The organism is Aureispira sp. CCB-E, assembly GCF_031326345.1.
Classification (GTDB): Bacteria; Bacteroidota; Bacteroidia; order Chitinophagales; family Saprospiraceae; genus Aureispira.
This window is the reverse complement of sequence record NZ_CP133671.1, coordinates 1,201,301-1,223,959: the sequence shown is the minus strand read 5'-3', so window position 1 is coordinate 1,223,959 and position 22,659 is coordinate 1,201,301. Positions and strand designations below refer to the sequence as shown.

Sequence of the window (22,659 nt, the reverse complement as noted above, 5' to 3'; positions counted from 1 at the left end):
TTAGATTACGCTTTATTGAAAACTAAATAAATTGTTATTGAACAATCTTTAGCTCTGTTCTTCTATTTTGTTTTTTTCCTTCTTCTGTATCATTCGATGCTACAGGTTGAGTGTCTCCATATCCTTTGTAAGACAAACGCTCTGCAACAATGTTATGATCAAGCAAATACTGGTATACAGCTTGTGCTCTTGCCGTTGACAACTCAAGGTTTTCAGTAGAATCTCCTGAATTATCTGTGTGACCACTAATTTCGATTTTCACAGTAGGGTTAGCTTCCAATAAAGCTACCAAAGTATTTAGTGTCTTTGAAGAAGCAGATTGTAATTCAGCATTCCCTGAATTGTATAATACATTGTCCAAGTTAATTTTCAAATCTTGTACATCATGATTGGCTTTCAATTCGCTAATCATAGCATTAAAAGACTCCTCTAAAGAAGGTTTTGGAGATACATTAACATTACCTGTTGGATTGTATTCTTTTCCAGCTTTAGCTGCCTGCATAGAACGAATATAGTGAATTACTTTCCAACGTTCCATTGGAGACATTTTATCAGCATGAGATTGCATCATACCTTTTCCATGCAAAATAGCGTTTAAGAAGCGACCATCTGTAGCAGTACTAAATTCCTCATTAACTAAGTTAGCAGGTTTAGCACTATATTTTCCTTCTCCCTCATTATACAACACACCATTTCCATCAGCTTCTTCACCATGACATACTTCACAGTTAATAGAGTACAATGTAGCACCGTCTGTCAAAACTCTTTCTAATTCTGCTTTAGAAGTTGGTTTAATTTCATTTTGGATGCTAGCATCTGCCATCATCATATCTCTTACTTTTTCTTGAAGAGCCACGTGAGTTTCGTCAGCAGAAGTTCTATAATCTTCTAAGTTTTGGTATTTAGAAGGCAAGTAACCACGAGCTACGGTTCCTTTCACAGGTTTACGAGGACCAGCATAAGCTCTATAAGCTTCTTCTCCATCCCAAGTATTATTATAATAATAACTACTGTAGTTTGCTTCGTATGCAATGGAATGTGACATATCTGGCATGTATTCACTACCAGTATCATCACCACCAGCACGACCACAGCTCCATAACAAAAGACTAGCCAGACCAACGGTAGCCAATGAATATATGCTTGTTAGATTTTTCATTTCTATTTCGAATTATTCTTTAGTTTTTAATATTAGATATCTTTAGTGTGAACTTCTTCTGCACTAGTTCTTTCCAATAATACAGAAAGTGCCTCTACCTCTTCTTTTGAACTGTGTGATACATCAAAAGCGATGCAAAACTTGTCGTCCGTAATTCTTGGATCTAAATATGGATTCTCAACTCCAAATCCTAATCCACATACAAGGTAGAAGGTAATAACCATTCCCACTGCTGCCATCAATACCGTAAACTCAAACGTAATTGGAATAAATGCAGGAACAGAAAAATAAGGCTTTCCACCAAAAATAATCGGCCAATCACGGGTAAATACCCAAGACATGAAACCAAAGGCTAAAGTTGTACCCGTCATTCCATACAAAAATCCTGCAATATGCAAGCGAGACTCGCTCAAGCCCAATACAGGGTCCAAACCGTGTACTGGAAAAGGAGTGTACACATCCATAATTTCAGCATCTTCTTTTTTGATTTGCTTGATTGCTGACATAAGGATTTCCTCATCATTGTACAAGCCGTATAGCACTTTTTTATTTAATACTCTTTTCATGCTTAATCTATATTTATACTAGGCGTTTGCCTAAGAGATTGCTTAATTGTTTATTTATCGTCTTTTTCAGAATCTTCTCCATCTTCAAAATTCAAATCTTCTTTGAAGTCTTCGATGGTTTTATCTTCAGGATTATCTCCTATCAATACATCTACGTCAGACTCTAAAACTGTAGACGTTTTTGTATCAGGAGCTGTTCCAGTCAAATTTTGAGGAGTTTGAACATGACCGTGTGTCATGTGCTCATCGTGATCATGGTGGTGCAAACCAGCATTGATTTCACCAGTTTTTTCTGCTACAGCAGGACCCACATATTGATCACCAGAAGATTTTAAGATAGACTTAATCTCTGCTACAGCTACTACAGGAGCGACACGCATAAAGATTAGGTAAAGTGTACCAAACAATCCAAAAGTAAATAGATAAATACCAATTTCTACCCAAGATGGAGTGTAGTAACTCCAACTAGATGGAATGAAATCTCTTGCTAGTGTTGTTGCGATAATTACAAAACGCTCGAACCACATACCAATATTTACAACAATAGATAAAACAAATGTCCACACTAAAGAACGTCTGATTGAGCGGAACCAGAAGAATTGTGGAGAGATTACGTTACATCCCATCATCGCTGCATAAGCCCACCAATAAGGTCCCACAGCACGATTGTAGAATGCGTATTGCTCATAAATATATCCTGAATACCAAGCAACAAACAACTCTGTCAAATAAGCAACCCCTACTATTGATCCTGTCAGTACGATTACTTTGTTCATCGACTCGATGTGCTCGATTGTAATATAGTCTTCTAATTTAAGGATAGATCTTGTGATAATCATCAAGGTACATACCATTGCAAATCCTGAGAAGATTGCCCCTGCTACGAAGTAAGGAGGGAAAATAGTTGTATGCCAACCAGGGATTACAGAAGTAGCAAAGTCAAATGATACAATCGTATGTACAGAAAGTACCAAAGGAGTTGCCAAACCTGCCAATACTAAAGATAAAGACTCCCAACGTTGCCAGTGCTTAGCTGAACCAGTCCATCCCATTGACAAGAAATTGTAAATTTTCTTTCTAAATCCTTTTGCACGGTCACGGATGGTGGCAAAATCAGGTACCAAACCAGTATACCAGAACAATAAAGACACTGTAAAATAAGTACTAATCGCAAATACGTCCCACAAAAGAGGAGAGTTAAAGTTTACCCATAAAGGTCCACGTGTATTTGGATAAGGAAATACAAAGAATGCCATCCACATACGTCCCATGTGAATTCCAGGGAAGAATGCTGCACAAATTACAGCAAAAATTGTCATCGCCTCAGCAGCACGGTTTACACCAGTACGCCATTTTTGACGGAATAATAATAAGATGGCAGAAATCAAGGTTCCTGCGTGACCAATACCTACCCACCATACAAAGTTAGTGATATCCCATCCCCAACCAATCGTACGGTTCAAATTCCAAGTACCGATACCAAACCATAAGGTAAAGAAAACGGCAATACCACCAAAGGCCAAAAGCCCTAAGCTACCTAGCAAACAAAGCACCCATCCCATTCCTGGTAATTGCTCCGTAGGAGAACAGATATCCTCTGTTATTTGATGATACGTCTTGCTGCCCGTTACTAATGGTGGGCGAACATTTGATACAACTGCGCTCATAAAATTTATGTTTTTATCTAAATTGTATTTATCTACTTTCTATTCTATTAATTTCTCTTACTAAGCAAAGTTTTCATCTTTGTTTACTACTTTCATTAAGTAGTTCACAGAAGAACGAACGTTGGTTTCTTCCAATGGAATGTACGCACGTTGTGTTCTTTGCAATTTATAAACTTCACTGTTTGGATTGTTGTCATCACCAAAGACAATAGCTCCAGTAGAACAAGCTTGTGCACAAGCTGGAGTTACATCAGAATCTTTTAGTTTACGACCTTCTACCTTCGCAGCCAATTTACCTTCTTGAATACGTTGAATACAGAAGCTACATTTTTCAATTACTCCACGAGTACGAACCGTTACGTCTGGGTTTAAGACCATACGAGTCAAGTTATCGTTCATGTAGTTATAACTTTCTGCATCGTCAATTCCTCTGTTCATGTCTACCTCGTTAGAAGGGAAAATATCCGCTGATGTATAATCCAACCAGTTGAAACGACGTACTTTAAATGGACAGTTGTTCGCACAGTAACGTGTACCTACACAACGGTTATAAGTCATCTGGTTTAAACCTTCTGAACTATGGTTGGTTGCTGCAACTGGACAAACATTCTCACAAGGAGCATTATCACAGTGCTGACACATCATTGGCATATAAACAGCATTTGGTGTTTCTTCATTTCCATAGAAATAACGGTCAATTCTCAACCAAGTCATCTCATGAATGTTATTCACCTCAAATTTACCAACTACAGGAACGTTGTTTTCAGCCATACAAGCTACCGTACAAGCTCCACATCCAGTACAAGAGTTTAAATCTACAGCCATTCCCCAGTGGTGTCCCATTCCGTAGAACTCCTTGCGGTCAGGATATAAACCTTTGCTATTTAGATATTGATAACCTTTGCGTTTTTCTGCTAATTCTTTTACATCCTTAGCTACTTCTTTAGCCGTAGAGTGGAAGAAAACAGAACGATCAATCAAAGCACCTTGGAAACCTTCATTATGCTCATCTACATTGAATGGCTTCTCTTCGCCAGTAGCATAAGTATGCATTTTAGTTTTTCCTGTTGCTTCATCTGTTGTTGTCAAACCATAAGTATGGTGCATTTGCACACAGGCAAACAAACCATCGTGCCCTTCATATTCTGATACAGAACCAGCACCAGCATAACTAAAGCCTTTGATAGCAGGGAACAAGTCTGTTCCTACTCCATTACCCGCCTTACCTGCTCTAGTACGTCCATATCCTAAGGCAATAGAAACCGTGTTGTCCATTTGACCAAATGTACGGAATACAGGCAATTGATAAGGTTTTCCATCTATGGTAATTGTAGCAATATCACCATCTTTCAAGTTATTCAAAGAAGTGTATCCAGAACCACCATCCCATTTTAATGGAATTTGAATGAAGTTATCCCAAGTAGTACGCATAATAGGATCTGGCATTTCTTGCAACCAAGGATTGTTGGCATGCTGTCCAGCTCCTAATTGTACACTTTCGTAGAATGTTACTTCTAGTCCATCTGATTTCTTTTGAGATAAAGCCGCAACTGCTCCAACTATACCCAAGTTACTAGGTTCTGGAGTAGGCTCTACATCTGTAGGAAGCTCTGGAGTGTTCGCATCTACGACAGGCGTTTCGATTATATTTTCAACAATTGGAGAGCTTGTTTTAAACCATCCATTGTGTAATGTATTATTCCAGAAAGATTGGAACGTCATGTAATCACTTTGAGCAGGGAACATTTTGTTCTTCCAAGTCTCTTTCATGAAATCATGATACGTAGTTGATATTCCAGCCCAAGCTAACAAAGACTCTCCTGCTTGACGGGTGCTAAACAAAGGCGCAATAGTTGGTTGAACAACATATATTTCACCTTTTTTAGGTTCAGCATCACCCCAAGCCTCCAAGGTATGGTGGTCTGGTGCTACGTATTTACATAAAGCAGCTGTTTCATTCAAGGTTAAACCTAGAGATACAGACATTCCTACTTTTGGAAGTGCCGTAGCAAAATCAGCAGCCATGCCAGGAATATCATAAGCTGGGTTAGCACCATCGCAAACGATGATTGCATTAACAGCACCACTTTTCATATCGTTTACCAAAGCTTGAACAGCAGCATCGCGCCCCAAACGTTGTTTAGAGTGCATATCTTTTGTCAAAGTCATGGTAGCATTAACAGCACCCAACATTTCGTTGATTGCATTAACGGTCATTTGGATGTTAACATCGTTGATACCGCAAACGACCAATGCTTTGCGAGCATTTGCAACTAATTTTTTAGCAGTATCTTTAATTGCTTTAGGAGCTTTTTTCCATGCAAATGATGGTGTAAATCCTAATGCAGCAGCACTGTTTCCAGTTTCTTTTGCTACTTCTGTATACAACATTCCAACAGCAGCCCCCCATTCAGAAGGTTTGATCAATACTCTATGATCTGCGTTAGAACCTGTTAACGACATACGAGATTCAAATTGGATGTGCGTAGACATTGTCTTGTCTGCCCCTACTTTGATATCTTGGTCTGTTACTTTACGATTTTTGATATAATCTTTAGAGTACTCTACTGGAGAAACCCAAGTACCTAAAAAGTCTGCCTCAATTCCGACTACACACATTGCTTTATCAAAGTGGTATGCTGGAATCCAAGGCTTGTTGTACATTTTTTCGTTTGCCTCAATGATTGCAGAGTAAGAAATCGGGTCATATTGCACCAATTGTGCGCTAGGATATTTGCCTTTAAACGCTTCTACTGCTGCTTTAAAAGTAGGACTATTATTAGTATGAGAAACGATGCGAATTTGACCATTCAAACCTGCTTTAACAGCTTTGTCTAAGTCAGCCCAAGACAACATTGCCTTAGCTTCTGCTTCATTTCTTTGTTTTGTATTTTTGATTTTTTCTGCCTCTAACAACTTAGCAACATCTCCAGCCCCTTTAAGACGGTTGGTATCATATAGTTCTAAGATAGAAGCTTGACTTCTAGCACAAGTACCTCCTTCTGTAAAAGTCTTGTCTTTTTTGCTTCCAGGGTTTCCTTCAATCTTAATTGGACGACCTTCACGAGTTTTCACCAATGCAGGTAATACATCGCCCCCCTGCACAACAGCAGAAGCAAAGTAAGTCGCTACACCTGGAACAATTTCTTCCGGTTTAATTACATAAGGAATTGCCGTTTTCACTGGCGTTTCACAACTTGCTACAGTAGCAGCTGTTAGACCAAATCCCATATACTTTAGGAAATCACGACGGCTGTGCTCGCTGTTCTCTGTTCCTTCAGTATGCGCAAATTCATTTTGCTGTAGATCATTAGTAGAAATATCATTGGTTAAGTCTTCTACACTTACCCAAACTTTATTATTGTTTTCCTTCTTATTCATAGTCTTATAAGATATATTGGAAGTAGGGTCTTCCCCCCTTGTTATTGCTAATTTATTATAGAACAGGGCATCTTTTCAACAACTAATTGCTTTGTTGAAAAGATGCTTTATAAATACTGATTAGTAGTGACATTTTTGACACTCCAAACCACCAATTTCTTCAACAGTAACTCCTGTACGTTTACCGTCTTTTAGCTCATTGTGGTATTGCTCATAATATTTGTAATCAGTATAGTAAGCATTTGCTTTATTGTCGTCACCATCATAAGGTGTTTTCTTACCTGCGTTCAAACCATCACGGAACTGAACTTCTGTTTGTCTATGACAATTGATACACCATCCCATAGACAATGGAGAATGTTGCTTCACGACATCCATTTCAGATACTTCACCGTGACAAGTCTCACATTTCACTTTACCCACAGTTACGTGTTGAGAGTGATTGAAATAAACGTGATCTGGCAAGTTGTGAATACGAACCCACTCGATTGGTTTGTTGTAAGTACCTTTTACAGAAGCCAATTGCTCATCAATCATTCTATTGACAGAAGTTTCATTTTCTTTCCACTCTTTGTCATAAGTTTTTCTCAACCATCTTCTGTATACTTCTGCTCTATCCTCATCGCTCATATCTTCTGGCAAGTAAGAGTTAGACAATGGATTGAAACCTGATGCAGCATATACTTTGATCAACTCTTTAGTACCATCTTTTGATCCTTTTTGGATGTTGGCGTGACAGTTAATACAAGTATTAGAAGCAGGAATAACAGAATGCTTAGAACGACGAGCCCCATCGTGACAGTATTGACAATCAATTCCGTTGTCTCCAGCATGGATTTTGTGTGAGAAGTTAACAGGCTGAGTTGGTGCGTAGTCTTGTTGACGTCCCAAACCAATAGCGTTGTTAACAGTAGTATAACCTCCAATTAAAACAACTACAAAAATTAGCAATTTAATCACAGAAGGTCCTAGTAAAATACCTACAACAGATTTCTCTGGAGTAACAACAGCCCCTTCATTTTGCTGAGACAAACGTGTTAAGCTATTAATATAGCGTCCCAACAAAGCAATCGCTAACAACAACACAAAAATTAAGATATAACCCAACCAAGGGCTACTCTCGTCTTGACTTGCTGTAACAACTTCACCTCCTTCTTTATTTTCTTTACCTCCTAACTTGCCAGAACCTTTTAACTCCACAAATTCCAAGATGTCATCAATTTGAGCATCTTCTAAAGATTCAAAGGCTGTCATGGCAGAAGCAGCCCAAGTTACCATTTGCTTAGCACGAGGATTTCCTGCCTCCGCTAAAGCTTCAGAGTTACGTATCCACTCATAGATAGCACCAGGATATTTTTTCCAACGATCCTTTGCTCCATATAGAGCAGGTCCCGTCATGTCACTAACCATGTCGATGTTGTGACAACTGGCACATTTCTCCAAAAATAGAGATTTACCATTATTTGCATCCGCCGCCATTGACCAGTTTGGCAACATTGCAATTAACAAAGTAATTGCGCAAAAGCTTAAAAGTCTTTGATATATCATTTTGTAATTTTTTTGTCAAAAAACAACTCTTGTTGTGTTTGAGGCAAAAATACAACCCACAAACCTTTTTTACAAATGTTCCTAAAAACTCTAAACTATTTAGACCCGATCTAAATAAGATTTCTTTAACTTTTGTTTAACTTGTTTGTAAGTCTTTCCTTTTGCTTAAGCTCAAACTTTAACATAAAAAGCTGATTTTCAAACTTCCTATACGTTATCTTGTTATTCTCAATATATTTTTCCAGAATCTTAACCGCTAAGTTAAAATCCTTCTCCATTTTTTCGCATTTTTTAAAAGAAAAATCAGAGAATTGTCAAAATCTATTGATTTAGTCAAAAGGATAGTTGATATTTGCAAAGCACCAAATCTATCCCCTCCCTTTAAGTGTTGTTTAGAGGTTCCTTTAACAAACAATGCGGTTAATCATTCAAAAAGAAAATAATTAGCATTTTTAGAAAAAATACGTCCCAAAAAAACCTTCTTTTTTTACAGTCAAAATATGAATAAATAAAATGTTTGAGATAGGAGCTAAAATACGGTTCAAATATACAGGAATGCTTGCCGAGATTATTGAAAATCATCAAGATGGTAGCTATACCGTATGGCTAGACGAGGAACAAGAAGATAGCATTGCTTTTGAAGATGATATTGTGCTGGACAAAGATTTTAAAGCAATCGAACAATCTGAACAGCAAAAAGCATTAAAGAAAAAGGTAAAAGGACCTTCTACTGAAGATTTATTTTACAGCAAAAAAGAGTTGGAAGATAGAAAAAGAGCTGCCCTCCGTCCCAAAAACAGAAAAGCTATCATTGACAATCTCTATGAGAATACTGAAGAAACAAACGAAGCAACTTTTATTCCTACTGCTATCATTGAACAAGCTCCAAGTAATAAAGGCTGTTTTTTGGCATTTCACCAAACGTCTAATAGCAATTATACTATTTATCTAGTTAATGATACTCCTACCTCTTTTAGTTTCACGTTTAAGTTGTTTTTGAATCAAGCACTAGAACACGGTTTTAACAAAATCATTCCTGCCAATACTTTTTTTGCAATTGGAGAATTCACACAAGCACAGTTCAACGATGCTCCATATATAGAATTCACCTGCCCTAAGTTTGGCTTTGAAAAAATAATTAAGCTGAAATATCGTAAATTTATCCGAACAACTCAGCCAATTCCTTTGATGGGAATAAACACATATAGCTTTCTGTTATTTCATAAATTAAATCCATACACAAAAAAAAGTCATTCGATAAAAGATTATACAAACCTTCACAAAAAAGAACGGGCACAGATAATGGCACCAATTAACCGCTTATATCGTTCTTTTGATCTGATGGATGTTGCCTCTTTTGAACCAGAGTTGGATTTGCATGCGGAGAAATTAGTGAATGACACTTCTGAGTTTACGGCAAGAGAGTTGTATGAATTGCAGATACAAGTTTTAGAAGATTTTGTTGCCAAAGCGGTAGAATTTGGTCTAAAAGAAATCTTTATTATTCATGGTCTTGGCAAAGGGAAATTAAAACAAGGAGTAGACGAATTCTTGCGATTTCATGGTGATGTTAAGGCTTATAAAAATGAGTTTCACGAAAAATATGGTTTTGGCGCTACTAAAGTGCTTTTAAAAAAATAAACGTCCCTTCTTTTTCTTTATATTTTTATCGACTCACTTATCATCCATTCGTCTAAAATAGTACAAATAGAAAAAAGATATTTTCCATCTATCAAAAAAATTGAGTTGAAGAACAAACTTTGACTGGCTTATTTTTATTATTCTAAGTACAATAGGTAGAAAAGATAAGCTAATAAAATAGCTTTTTCTTGTTTGGAATAAAAAGAAAAAAATTCACATTTCCCCTTAGCCATTGTGTTCATAGAATCGTAAGTCATCCCTTTTATCGTTTTACAAACACAGTGTATAATTGCATATTATAGTAAAGAAATTAATTTTATGTATTCCCTTAATAAACGTTTATACATCTAATGAACCACTTATTTATTGTTGTTCTACTCTTATTATCGTTGACGACAATTGCTCAAGATTCTGATTATATTATCACCAAAGAAGATGCTACTAAATATGGAAAAATAGAGGGCTTGAATTTGAGTATTAGCTCCAGTGCCATTACATTTATAGATGAGCGTGGAAAAACGAGTAGGTATACTCCCAACGAGTTGTTGGAATGGCGCAAAGATGGCATTATATACCAAACAAAACTCTATCCATTCAAAAACAAGAAGCCAGTACTTACATTTATGCATCTTCTTGCAGAAAATGCAACAGGAATAAGTGTGTATGAATATGCAACTAGGTTTAATCCTAAAGGAGCTACTGATATCTTTTTAGAAAGAGATGGACAATTAACTAAAGTTCGTTTTGGTCGCTTTAGAAAACAGATGATAGAATACTTTAGTGACCGTTCAGAAATTACGGCTCTTCTCAAAAACAGAGAAGTTAAGAAAAAAGATTTATTAAACCTTGTCGAGGAGTACAATGAATTAGTTGCTAATGAATCAGATTATGATAGCACTCCCTTTGGGCAGCAGCGGACAAAGAAGAAACGTATCTGGAATTTGAATGATATGTTGCTAAGTACCGATGAAGCTGCCAAAAAATACATGGCAGCTATTAAAGAAGCAACGAAAGATATTTTAGATAAAAAAATTCAGGCAATCGAAATTGATTATGGGGTTGGTTTGTCTTTTTTTGAACAAAACAAATACGACGAAGCACTTCCTTATCTAAAAAGTGCAAGAGAAGCTATTGATGCGGAGCAAATAAAAACAGACAAATCGCCTCGCATTGCTTCCATGTTGGCAGCAATTTATTTTAGCCAACGAAAATATAATCTTGCCATTAATTATAATAGCAATGCTTTATTGCTTTGGGAGAATGGTTTATCCAATGATTCGGATGCTTTTCACCTCTACAATAGTTACATTACACAAGGGCGAATCATTCAAGCATTGAGAGCTTCTGCCTCTAATGTTGCTTGGTATGAAATGACTGTTAATGATGTTCAAAAGGATTGGGAAGAACAGTTAACGGTTCGAAACTTAGCGCCTATTGTACATGCGAGCAAACCCAATAAATCCGTTGATTATAATTTGGCATTGTTGTTTTACAAAAGTGCAGAAGATATTCTCTACAAACTGCCTAGACAAAAACAAATTGAGAAAAAAATAGACTTGCACATTTTAATTGGAAAATTATATTTTGAAGCGGGAGATTATCCTCTCTCTCAAATTTATTATGAAAAAGCCCTTGAGTCCATTGATAATTATTACAATTACAACAACCCACACCCTAGAAAAGGGGAAGTCAAACGTATTTTGAGTGAAATCTATCTAGCCAATCAATTATATTCCGAAGCTTTAAATTATATCGACCAAGCTCAACACAGTCAAGTAGGAGCAGAAATAGAGATTGATTATTCTCTTTTGGATAATATCTATAAGATTCCTTTTCCTTTAGAGCTATTAAATTCAATTACCACCAAGGGGATTATTCTTTATGAAAAAAATAAGCATAATCCATCAGAAGTTGAATTAAAAAAAGTATTGGCACATTATGCTATTGCTACAGAGTTGTTGTATAAACTTCGAGTTATTCAACGAGATGATGAATCAAAATACCAATTAGGAACGATTACGCATCGATTGAGCCAACATGCTGTAAAAATTTGTAATACACTCTACTTAAAAACTCAAAATCAAGATTACTTGCACGAAGCGTTTTCTTATGCAGAGCTTTCTAAAAGTGCTGTACTGTTTGAGACAATACACAACCTAAACTCAATGCAGATAGCGGGTATTCCTAGAAACTTAACCGTTATGGAAAATGGCTTTAAAGTTCAGATTTCTTACTTAAAGGGAGAAATTTTTTATGAAATGCAACAGGGAAAATACGCTAATAAAGAACGCATCAAACAATTACAAAATAAGGTTGAAGCTATCTCTAAAGAACATACTATCCTATTAAAAAAATTAGAGCGAAATTATCCCGAGTACTATGATTTAAAGTATAGCAATAACAAAGGAGTAACACTTAAACAACTACAAAAAGCATTAAAAAATGATGAAGTTTTTCTAGAATATGTGGTTACAGATACCTTTGTATATGTTTTAGCAATTAGCAACCAAACCATAAAAAGCCAGTTTAAAACTCTTAAACGCCCTCTGCCTTATACTGTCAAAAAGCTTCAACATGCCTTAAGAGACAATAAGGCTGATTTGTATGCGATCCACGGTAATGCGCTTTATGAAAGTGTTATTGGGGAGTTGGCCCCCTTCTTGGAAGGCAAAAGGCTTATCATTGCTCCCGATGCAGAGTTAAATTACATCCCATTTGGGGTCTTGCCGACCAATCAACCACAATTAAAAAGTACTGGGGCTTCTATTTACAGACAAGTACATTTCTTAATTGAAGATCATCCTATTTATTACAATTATTCGGCGGGTATGTTTTTATTAAGCAAACGTCAAAGACCACACAAGAACATCCATAAATCTATTTCTACTTGGGCTCCTAACTTTACTGCAATGGAGACTATTATTAAGGATAAAGGTATTGGAGAAAAGTTGCGTCCCTTGCCTGGTGCTCAGCAAGAAGCACAGCACATAGCGGATATGTTTGCTAGTAATGCTTATATCAATAGTGCTGCCTCTGAATTACAATTTAAATCAAAAGCCCACGATTATAGTGTTTTACACATTGCTACACATGGTGTTCTCAATGATTTAGATCCGATGTTTTCCAGTCTAATTCTGAAAAACGAAGGCTTAGAGGATGGTATTTTACATGCTTTTGAACTTTATAATATGCGACTAAATGCAGATTTGGCGGTATTAAGTGCTTGCAACTCTGGTATGGGAAAACTTGCCAAAGGAGAAGGTGTCGTGAGTATTGCTCGTGGGTTTTCTTATGCTGGTATTCCTAATATTATTATGAGTAAATGGCCCGTATCTGACTGGTCTACAGAATTGCTGATGAAGCAATTTTATAGAAATCTCAAAAAGGGAATGCCCATCGACGAAGCACTACAAAAGGCAAAAATTAAGTACTTAAATGAAAATCGAGAAAATGCCAATCTCTTAGCTCCTTTTTATTGGGGTGGCTTTGTTTTGTCAGGCAATAGCATGCCAATCAATTCCCTTAAAGACTCTGCTGCTGGTTATCTCTGGTATCTTGGTACTCTCTTAATAGCTGTAGCTCTTATTTCCTTACTAATCAAGGTTAAAGCTAAATTTTTCTAAAACTATTGTCCTTAACATCAATAGTTCGTTGAAAAACTTTATTAGTTTGATAATCAGTAAGTTGCACCCTTGCTGCATTTTGTGTTAAACTTTTGATTATCAAGCTAATATAAATGTTCTTTTTTATCTTTTTGGTAAAAAAGTAAAAAATCAACGAACTACTATAACATACTATTTGGGTAATATGGTTTGAAGTTTGTTGAATGCATTGATAGAATATAGAACCTCTTTTTTTAAACAATTTGTCTAATTTGTCTATATTCTTTCATTTTATAAAAATTCGTAGTTCGTTAGCCCCCTCTAGCAACTTTTAAATGATTGACTATGCAACGTTTTCTTATCGTCCTTTTGTTGTTTTCTTTGTATTATTCTAGTAATGCTCAAGATACTATAAAGGTACTCTATGCGCAAGATTCCACTTCTATTATTCAACTACACAACGCCTCTAAAGTAGTTTATACATTTTCTGATCCAGTCCTTTACAACAACCCAACAGAACTGCCTATTACACTACACCTTGGAAAGGCTACTATCACAGTATTAACTACTGCTCAAACGCAAACAACCGATCAAACAATAACCTCTGGAACATTTCCTTCCCGAATTTTAGACACACAACTAAAAGGGCATATCCTTTTTGGAAAAACATTGTTGCGTGCATTAGATAGTGTTGGTGTTGATTCAACGATTACCCTAAACACGCAAATCCTCCTAAAAGACAAAGTTATCACTGGTCCGTTATACCTAAATTTAAAAGGAGAGGCTGGTTCTTATAAAAGATATTGGAATGAAATAGAATATTATGCGCTACTAGAAGAGCAAGCTATTGTACAAGATTCCATTCAAAAACTAACCGCAGATAATCAACGAGCCAAAGCATTAATGGATGCTAGTTACAAGTATGTAGTGGTTACCGCTAATCAAGTAGATGCCAACCAAAAGGAACTGGATAAAAAGTATAGTCAATTTAATACCAATATGGAAAGCCTAAAAAAAATAAATATGCGCATTGATGAGGCTTTCGAAAAATCCAAATCAGGGCAACAGTTAACAGAAGAAGAAAAAAAGCAAATTGCTTATTTAACAACAGATGGTAGTACTCTAAAAAAAGAACTCAAAAAACAGCCCAATGGCGCCGAAGCTTTAAAGGTTTTTGAAAAAATGTCTAAGGCTATGACACAAAATAAATCTGCTGAAAAACAATACAACAAGACCAAACAGGTTTATGACAATCAAGCTCAACGATTAAAATCATTTACAAAAAGAGGACAAAAGATAGAACAACGCATCCAAACACTAAAGAAGTTGTTGGAGTTGTAAAAAGTACTCATTATCTCGAATCACTTTTATGCTTGAAAATGCCTAAGACATCACAATTTGTCTTAGGCATTTTTATTTTTTTACTTTGATTTACTGCGAAACTAACCATAAAATAAAACCAAATAGTATTCATTTGATAACTTTATAGTTAAAATTTAATATTACATATACTAAAATTCATGAAATTTAATTTTTAGTCGTATACTTGTAATATTCCAAAACTCACACGAACTCATTGATTCTAAGTCAACTACTCCTTACCTACCCACTATTATCTTTAATCACATTAAAAATCAACACACATGAACTCCTTCAAGGTCAGAATATCCCTATGCTTATGGGGATGCTTAATTTTGAGTATGCTCTCTCTCAACGCACAAACTATTTCAACGTATCAGTTGCCACCACCTCAGCAGTTAACACCTTTGTTTATTGGACCTATTACAGGGAGTGGTATTTATTATGGTGCCACGCCCACTACGGTAGACCCCAACAAGCCTGTGATTGTCTATGTACATGGTTTTATAGATTTGAACAATGTTTGGTTTCTTCCTGGTAATGATATTTATGAAGATACTTATAATGCTCATCAAAATTGCGCTTTTGTTGCCATGACAAGAGGGCAAGGTATGTGGCAGAACGGACAACTTTTAGCACAAATGTTGGATGATATCACCCGACATTTTGGTGTTAATGATGTTGTCATTGTTGCGCATAGCAATGGAGGGAAAGCTTCAGAAGTTGCCATGATTACCCATAACCGTCGTCATAAAGTAGAACGCGTTATTACCTTAGGAACGCCTTTTTATGGCACAGAGTTAGCAAACTTAGCTGAAATGCCTGGCTTTAATTGGATCGTAGATTTAATTGGCTTGGGAGGAGGAACATCGACCTCTACTACTTACTATATGGGAGGTTATGCCCGCCCGATTTTAGACTGGCATTGGCGCAATCAACCTGGTAAATTCATCAACTTAGGCACTTGGGGATACGATAATGGCTCTAGCTTATTAAGGCCTGTCATGATTACTAGTGGTAACTTATTAAACTGGATGGGATCGGGTTCTTCTGTTGGTGGCAACGATGGCGTTACGCCGTATTGGAGTTCGGCACGTCGCAGAGGTCGCCCTCAATGGACACCAGGACATGGTAATCCTCTATCTAGATTTGACCACCTTGATGTGGCGCTTTCTAGTGCTGTTTGGAATACCATCGAACCTTTATTCATGGCACCACTTTCTTCTTTACGAGAGGATGTGACTCAAACCAATAGTGCAGAATCCGTTAATGCCACTATTTCTAGTCGTTTGCAATTTGTAGACTCTGAAGATGAGAACCGCTCGTTTACGGTAGAAAAAGGAATTAAAGATTTGGCAATGATTATTTTGCATCATTCTGCTAGTGATCAATTTACATTACAACAAATTCTTCCAAATGGCAAGCTAATTCCTGTAGCTATTGATATTAACGACATTCGCACAACATCTGATTTGATGGAAGGGGTATCAAGTTATATTCCTTTAGATCAATTGCCTGTTGGTCAGTACAAAATCAGCAGTCAAAATAAATTTGTTGCTCTTATTAATCATCGAAAAGGTGTAGAATTAGAATACAACAACTGCCACCAATTTGCTTTTGATAATCGTCCTTCTTTTGAGGTCAAACTAAATCACGCTGACCAATACGATTTATCTCAATTATCACTAAAAGCAATTATAACTTATAAGCATCATTTGGATGGCTCTCCTTTGAAAAAAGAGGTCACTACCCTCGAAGCCTTTCAGTCAACAGGAGAAGGTGTGTATACTTTGCGCCCTACAAAACTTCTAGAAAATGGTGTTTACAATATTGTTATACAAGCACAGCATCCTGACTTTCAGAAATCATTGGTAACTGGATTTGTTGTCAATATAAAAAAATCCATTCCTGCTAAAAAAACAAGCACCACACTTTCAGCATTATCTATTTATCCCAATCCTGCAAAAGATTTTATTCAAGTTGCTTTTGAAAACAGCCAAGAAGCACAATTGAATATATATGATATTAATGGTAGAGTTGTGCACCAATACAACTGCACAGCAATTGGACAACAGCAAATCCAATTCGATTTGAACGAATTAAAACTAAGCCAAGGTACTTATTTCTTAGAAGTTCAAATGGGAGAAGAAAAAATGACAGAGATATTTGTAAAAATGTAATCCTAGAATCGTTCGTAAAATGATAGTTTAATTTAGTTTGAAGATTAGTAGTACTAATCTTCAAACTTTTTTTAGCTGATTCGCTGATTAATATTCTTAGCAGTTCAATTCATTACTCCGTTGAAACCACGCAGTAGCAGCGCAGCTAACTAAAAGCAAAGCGCTCACGCAGTAAATCGTATTAGCTTGACTATCAACTTCAATAAAAGACTAATAATCAACGGCGAAGCCCTCACACGGTAAACTAATGCAAGATACTTTTTTATATTTTTACTTCGTGAGCCTGCGGGTTCGTAAGAAAACTAAAAAACTAAGCTTGCCGAGTAGGCTTGTGCTAGTGGCACAAAAGCCCAAGTTCATGACCAGAGGGAATAATCAACGGAGTATTAAAATTAAAATAACCCTTCTATTAAGGCATCATCAGCTACATTGGGCAATGTAACTTTTAAGTTTGGATTTAAATCCATAGCACGTTGAATAGCAGTTACGGCACCTTCATTTCTAGCCCAATTTCGACGAGCAATTCCATTATTAACATCCCAAAACAACATGGACTTAAGTCGACGGTCAGCTGCTTCTGTGCCATCCAACAACATTCCAAAACCACCATTCATCACTTCTCCCCAGCCAACGCCACCACCATTGTGTAGCGAAATCCAAGTTGCTCCTCTAAAAGCATCCCCAACAAAATTTTGCACCGCCATATCTGCTGTAAATTGAGAACCATCATAGATATTAGAAGTCTCTCGATAAGGAGAGTCCGTTCCAGAAACATCGTGATGGTCTCTTCCTAAGACAACAGGACCAGATAACCGACCGTCTTTGATGGCTTGGTTAAAGGCTTCTGCAATACGGATGCGCCCTTCGCTATCTGCATACAAAATACGAGCTTGTGACCCAACGACCATTTTGTTCTCTTCTGCCTGCTTTATCCAATGCAAATTGTCTTCCATTTGCTGGCGAATATCATCAGGTGCATTGTCTAACAATGATTCAATAACTTCTGCTGCAATTTTATCGGTCATTTGCAAGTCTTCTTTTGTTCCAGAAGCACATACCCAACGGAATGGTCCAAATCCATAATCAAAACACATCGGTCCCATGATATCTTGCACATAAGAAGGATACTTAAAATCAACTCCGTTTGCTGCCATTACATCTGCTCCTGCACGAGAAGCTTCTAACAAGAAAGCATTTCCATAATCAAAAAAGTAAGTTCCCTTTTCGGTGTGTTTATTAATGGCTGTGGCATGGCGACGCAACGTCTCTTGTACCTTTTCTTTAAAAGCATCTGGGTCTGAAACCATTAATTCATTGGCTTCCTCATAACTTAGGTCTGCTGGATAATACCCACCAGCCCAAGGATTGTGCAAAGAGGTTTGATCCGATCCCAAATCGACATAGATGCCTTCTGCTTCAAACTTCTCCCAAACATCAACCACATTGCCATCATAAGCAATGGACACCACTTCTTTCTTTTCTTTTGCTTGACGTACTCTAGCACACAATTCATCCAAATCACTAATTACTTCATCGACCCATCCTTGCTCGTGGCGCTTGTAAGTCGCTGCTGGATTTACCTCTGCTGTTACCGAAATCACGCCTGCTATATTTCCAGCTTTGGGCTGGGCTCCCGACATACCGCCTAAGCCTGCTGTAACAAATAATTTTCCAGTCGTTCCTTTGTCGTCAATTTTTCGGCAACCATTTAAAACCGTGATTGTTGTTCCGTGGACAATTCCTTGTGGTCCGATATACATGTAAGACCCCGCTGTCATTTGTCCATATTGAGTAACCCCTAACGCATTAAACTTCTCCCAATCATCTGGCTTAGAGTAGTTAGGAATCATTAGACCATTGGTCACGACTACTCTTGGAGCATCTTTGTGAGAAGGAAACAATCCCAAAGGGTGCCCCGAATACATAACCAAAGTTTGTTCATCCGTCATCGTTGCCAAATACTGCATGGTCAATAAATACTGCCCCCAATTTGAAAAAACGCCACCATTTCCTCCATAGGTAATCAATTCATGCGGATGCTGCGCAACAGCAGGATCCAAGTTATTTTGAATCATCAACATAATAGCTGCCGCTTGCTGGCTTTGGCAAGGATAATCTTGAATCGGTCTAGCATACATCTCGTAATCTGGACGAAATCGATGCATATAGATTCTTCCATATACCTCTAATTCTTGGGCAAACTCAGGTGCTAATACACGGTGTTGTTCTTTTGGAAAATAGCGCAATGCATTGCGTATCGCCAATTTTTTTTCTTCTTCCGTCAAAATATCTTTGCGTTTAGGAGCGTGGCTTACGGTATTGTCTAACGCTTTAATTGGTGGCAAATCACTTGGAATTCCTGCTAAAATTGCTTGTTGAAAGTCCGTCAAATGGTCAATCGCATTCATAATATTTTGATTTTAGTTTGTGCTGAATTAATAGTAAGATACTAGACATTATCATGAATGAAATAGTATGCCTACAAAAACATCTTTCTCTAATTGACTTCGTCAAAGGCTCTACTTCATAACTTATAGCTATGAGTTTGCGCTTGTCCTTGTCCTTCAAAAAATCTTGCTTTTTCGACAATACAACTCTATTCGTGGTCATGTCTACTAATTTCTAGTGTTTGATACCTCAAATATAAGGAGTCCCAAGCTAGGTTTAAAAAAAGCATCCAAAAAATGCCCCCCTTATTAGTTTTAGTATACTTAAGAGTCTTTTTTACTACTAACGCACGATTGATTATTGGGAAACAAAAAAAGTTAGAAAAAAAATGAACGCATCCAATGTTCATGTGTATAAGGAAGCGATTTTAATTTTTAGAGGGCTCAAAAGTAAAACTATAGCCTATTATTCTTAATTGTATGTTCTCATGAAAACCTTCAACTGCTTTTTTATACTTTGTTTTTTATATTCTATCGTCACCCTTGCTAAGCCGCCACAAAAAATTTATAGCATCACACGTCAAAACTTATCGGCAGAATACTACTTCAAACAAATTAATCTTTGGAAGCAAGAAATAGAAAAGAATCAACATAACCACGATGCTTGGTTCAATTATTTTATGGCCCATCAAGTACTCTTAGAAAAAGGAAGTATAAGTACAACAGACTTACAAGCAATAAACGAAGCGCTACAAAAAGCTTTGCCTGCATCTTTTGAAGCCAACTTTGCCCAATACGTCGTCCAAAAAGACATTCAGTTCTTACTCAAAGCTTTTGATTTGGCTCCTCACCGTTATGAAACATATCCTGATTTAATTCAATATTATAAAATCAGCTTCCAAGATGAAAAAGTTACTGATTTATGCCAAAAGTGGCTTGCTTCTGGCGAGTACTCTAGTGGTTTGCTGCATTGGAACTACAATGTTTTAGTAGGTTTGTCTAAAAATGCTATTTTACTAACAGAAGGCGACAACTATACGCACCCTTTATGGCTTTTGCAACATGGCAAAGGACTACGTCAAGACATACACGTTTTAAACTTAGAGTTACTAACTCAACCTGATTATAGGAAGACTATTTTTGAGCAGTTAGAGATTCCTATGCTTATTTCTAACGAAAAACCTGCTATTGTTCGGCATTTATCACAAGTTCATTTGAATTACCCATTGTACCTTGGCATTAGCATTTCCAAAGGTTTGATCAAAAACTATGAAGAAGAACTCTATATTGTTGGCTTGGCTTTTAAACATAGCCCCAAGGCTTTTGACAATATTAGCACCTTAGTTGATAATTATGAGCAGCATTTCTTATTAGATTATTTAACAACTCCCCTTTACTACGACATTAGTCAAGACATTGTTCATCAAACGAATGTAAACTACCTTCCTGCATTTTTAATTTTGCACGATTATTATCAAGAGAATAATGAGTGGGACAAAGCCAACCAAATTAAAAGCTTAAGTTTAAAAATAGCGGATGCAGCACAAAAGGGAGACGACTTAAGAGCTTATTTGGACAACAACTTTCAATCTGGAAAATCAAAAACCATGATTGAGATTTCTCATAAAGACATTGAAGAGAACTTCGAACCCTTGGATTACAATTTAAACCTATATGCAGGGGTTACAGAGGTTACCAATGAAGTGTATGAATTATTCTTAACAGATTTGTTAAAGCGTAAGGAGTTTGATCAATTACAAGCTCATAAAATATACAAGACAGACTGGCGTAGTTACTTGCCAACAAAATTTCAAAATCTCCCCGAAGAACGCTTGTACCTACATGGTTCTCCAGATGATCCTGATGCTCCCATTCAGAATATTAGTTACGAATCGGCAACTGCATTTTGTGACTGGTTAACGGCTATTTATAATAATATCGAGCATAAAAAAAAGAAATTTAAACGGGTTCGTTTTAGACTACCAACGGAAGAAGAATGGATGTTAGCAGCCTCTACTCTTAGCCCTAATGCAGATACTACTGTCGTGTTTAAGGAATACCAATACTCTTGGGGAGGTCAATTTGTAAAAAATGCCCAAGGTTGTTTCTTGGCTAATTTTAATACCAGCAATTCAACAGCAAAAGATCCTAAAGACCAAGGAAGCCCTGCCTTGGATGGTGCCTTTTTTAGCTTGGTGGCTGATGCCTATTTCCCCAACAATTATGGCTTGTTTAATACCATTGGTAATGTTGCCGAAATGGTTCAAGAAAAAGGAATCGCCAAAGGGGGTAGTTGGTATCATGCTCCAGAAGTTTCTACCATACATCATGTGCAAACTTATACCGAACCTCAACCTTATATTGGGTTTCGAGTTTTTATGGAGGTATTAGAAGAAGGAACTCAAGATAAGATTCGTAAAGGTATGATGGGTCCTCCCAACACCCTGCACCTTAAGGGCAACTTGTATATGGATGAGAGTGAAATCACCAATATTTCTTGGTTAGAGTACCAATATTGGATGAAGCAAAATGAAATTGACAAATATGAAACGACTCAATTAGACACAACGGTATGGATCAGTTTGGGTAGTCAGTATGCTTCCTTTCAGAAATTTTATCATACACATAGAGCTTATGCTGATTTTCCAGTTGTCGGAGTTAGCCATCAACAGGCTATTGACTATTGTCAATGGCGTTCTAAGGTAGTCAATGAAATGTTGGCGTTGAATCCTAGCAGTCAAAAGAAGTTTGGAAAAATTTTGTATCGCCTACCTACTCAAAAAGAATGGGAATATGCCGCAAGTGGAGGGTTAGACAAAAAAGATTTTCCTTATGGTTATAACACGTTAACAACTCCCAAAGGAGGTAAAAAAGTTTATCTAAGCTGGTCAAATTCAGAACATAGCAAAGACTCAACGGCTACCGCTAACGCTTATAGTTTTACTCCTAATGGAAAAGGTTATTATAATATGATTGGTAATGTTGCCGAAATGATTCAAGAAAAGGGAGTCGCCAAGGGAGGTAGTTGGATTCATACCCCCAATCAAAGTAAGATTAGCAATCAATTATCTTATGATGTGCCTAGTCCTTGGTTGGGTTTTAGATGCATTTGCGAAATTGGCTTGTAAAACAAACGCTATTTGCCTCCAATTAATCATTTTCAATAGTT

The 22,659-nt window shown here is 36.9% G+C and carries 11 protein-coding genes; 5 read left to right on the top strand and 6 right to left on the bottom strand.

Features of this window, described 5'->3' with window-relative positions; all coding sequences use genetic code 11:
* Nucleotides 1-34: 34 nt before the first annotated feature.
* From QP953_RS04590 to QP953_RS04570, 5 genes are all read right to left on the bottom strand, one after another.
* Nucleotides 35-1,159, bottom strand: coding sequence for an OmpA family protein (locus QP953_RS04590; protein WP_052594712.1), 1,125 nt, complete (start codon nt 1,157-1,159; stop codon nt 35-37).
* Between the two features lie 32 nt (nt 1,160-1,191).
* The gene (locus tag QP953_RS04585; protein WP_052594714.1) at nt 1,192-1,725 is read right to left on the bottom strand and encodes a DUF3341 domain-containing protein; all 534 of its coding nucleotides are present in this window, start codon (nt 1,723-1,725) and stop codon (nt 1,192-1,194) included.
* 50 nt (nt 1,726-1,775) lie between these two features.
* On the bottom strand, nt 1,776-3,392 hold the full coding sequence (gene nrfD, locus QP953_RS04580) for an NrfD/PsrC family molybdoenzyme membrane anchor subunit (protein ID WP_081909493.1): 1,617 nt from the start codon (nt 3,390-3,392) through the stop codon (nt 1,776-1,778).
* Between the two features lie 60 nt (nt 3,393-3,452).
* Complete coding sequence (locus tag QP953_RS04575) at nt 3,453-6,773, bottom strand: TAT-variant-translocated molybdopterin oxidoreductase (RefSeq protein WP_052594719.1); 3,321 nt, start codon at nt 6,771-6,773, stop codon at nt 3,453-3,455.
* Nucleotides 6,774-6,893: 120 nt separating this feature from the next.
* On the bottom strand, nt 6,894-8,321 hold the full coding sequence (locus QP953_RS04570) for a c-type cytochrome (protein ID WP_309554113.1): 1,428 nt from the start codon (nt 8,319-8,321) through the stop codon (nt 6,894-6,896).
* A gap of 513 nt (nt 8,322-8,834) precedes the next feature.
* Here QP953_RS04570 and QP953_RS04565 point away from each other — a divergent pair.
* The 4 genes from QP953_RS04565 to QP953_RS04550 all read left to right on the top strand — a co-directional run bounded on the left by QP953_RS04565 (nt 8,835) and on the right by QP953_RS04550 (nt 17,103).
* Nucleotides 8,835-9,962: a Smr/MutS family protein gene (locus QP953_RS04565; protein ID WP_309554112.1), complete on the top strand. Its 1,128-nt coding sequence runs from the start codon at nt 8,835-8,837 to the stop codon at nt 9,960-9,962.
* 350 nt (nt 9,963-10,312) lie between these two features.
* Nucleotides 10,313-13,585 (top strand): CHAT domain-containing tetratricopeptide repeat protein, encoded by a 3,273-nt coding sequence (locus tag QP953_RS04560; protein WP_309554111.1) that lies wholly within the window; start codon nt 10,313-10,315, stop codon nt 13,583-13,585.
* 324 nt (nt 13,586-13,909) lie between these two features.
* Nucleotides 13,910-14,905: a hypothetical protein gene (locus QP953_RS04555; protein ID WP_309554110.1), complete on the top strand. Its 996-nt coding sequence runs from the start codon at nt 13,910-13,912 to the stop codon at nt 14,903-14,905.
* 302 nt (nt 14,906-15,207) lie between these two features.
* Nucleotides 15,208-17,103, top strand: a complete 1,896-nt coding sequence (locus QP953_RS04550) for a T9SS type A sorting domain-containing protein (protein ID WP_309554109.1) — start codon at nt 15,208-15,210, stop codon at nt 17,101-17,103.
* A gap of 392 nt (nt 17,104-17,495) precedes the next feature.
* Here QP953_RS04550 and QP953_RS04545 read toward each other — a convergent pair whose 3' ends face one another.
* Complete coding sequence (locus tag QP953_RS04545; RefSeq protein WP_309554108.1) at nt 17,496-19,511, bottom strand: urocanate hydratase; 2,016 nt, start codon at nt 19,509-19,511, stop codon at nt 17,496-17,498.
* A gap of 467 nt (nt 19,512-19,978) precedes the next feature.
* On the opposite strand from QP953_RS04545, the gene QP953_RS04540 reads away from it, so the two are divergent.
* Nucleotides 19,979-22,618, top strand: a complete 2,640-nt coding sequence (locus QP953_RS04540) for an SUMF1/EgtB/PvdO family nonheme iron enzyme (protein ID WP_309554107.1) — start codon at nt 19,979-19,981, stop codon at nt 22,616-22,618.
* The last annotated feature ends 41 nt before the right edge of the window (nt 22,619-22,659 follow it).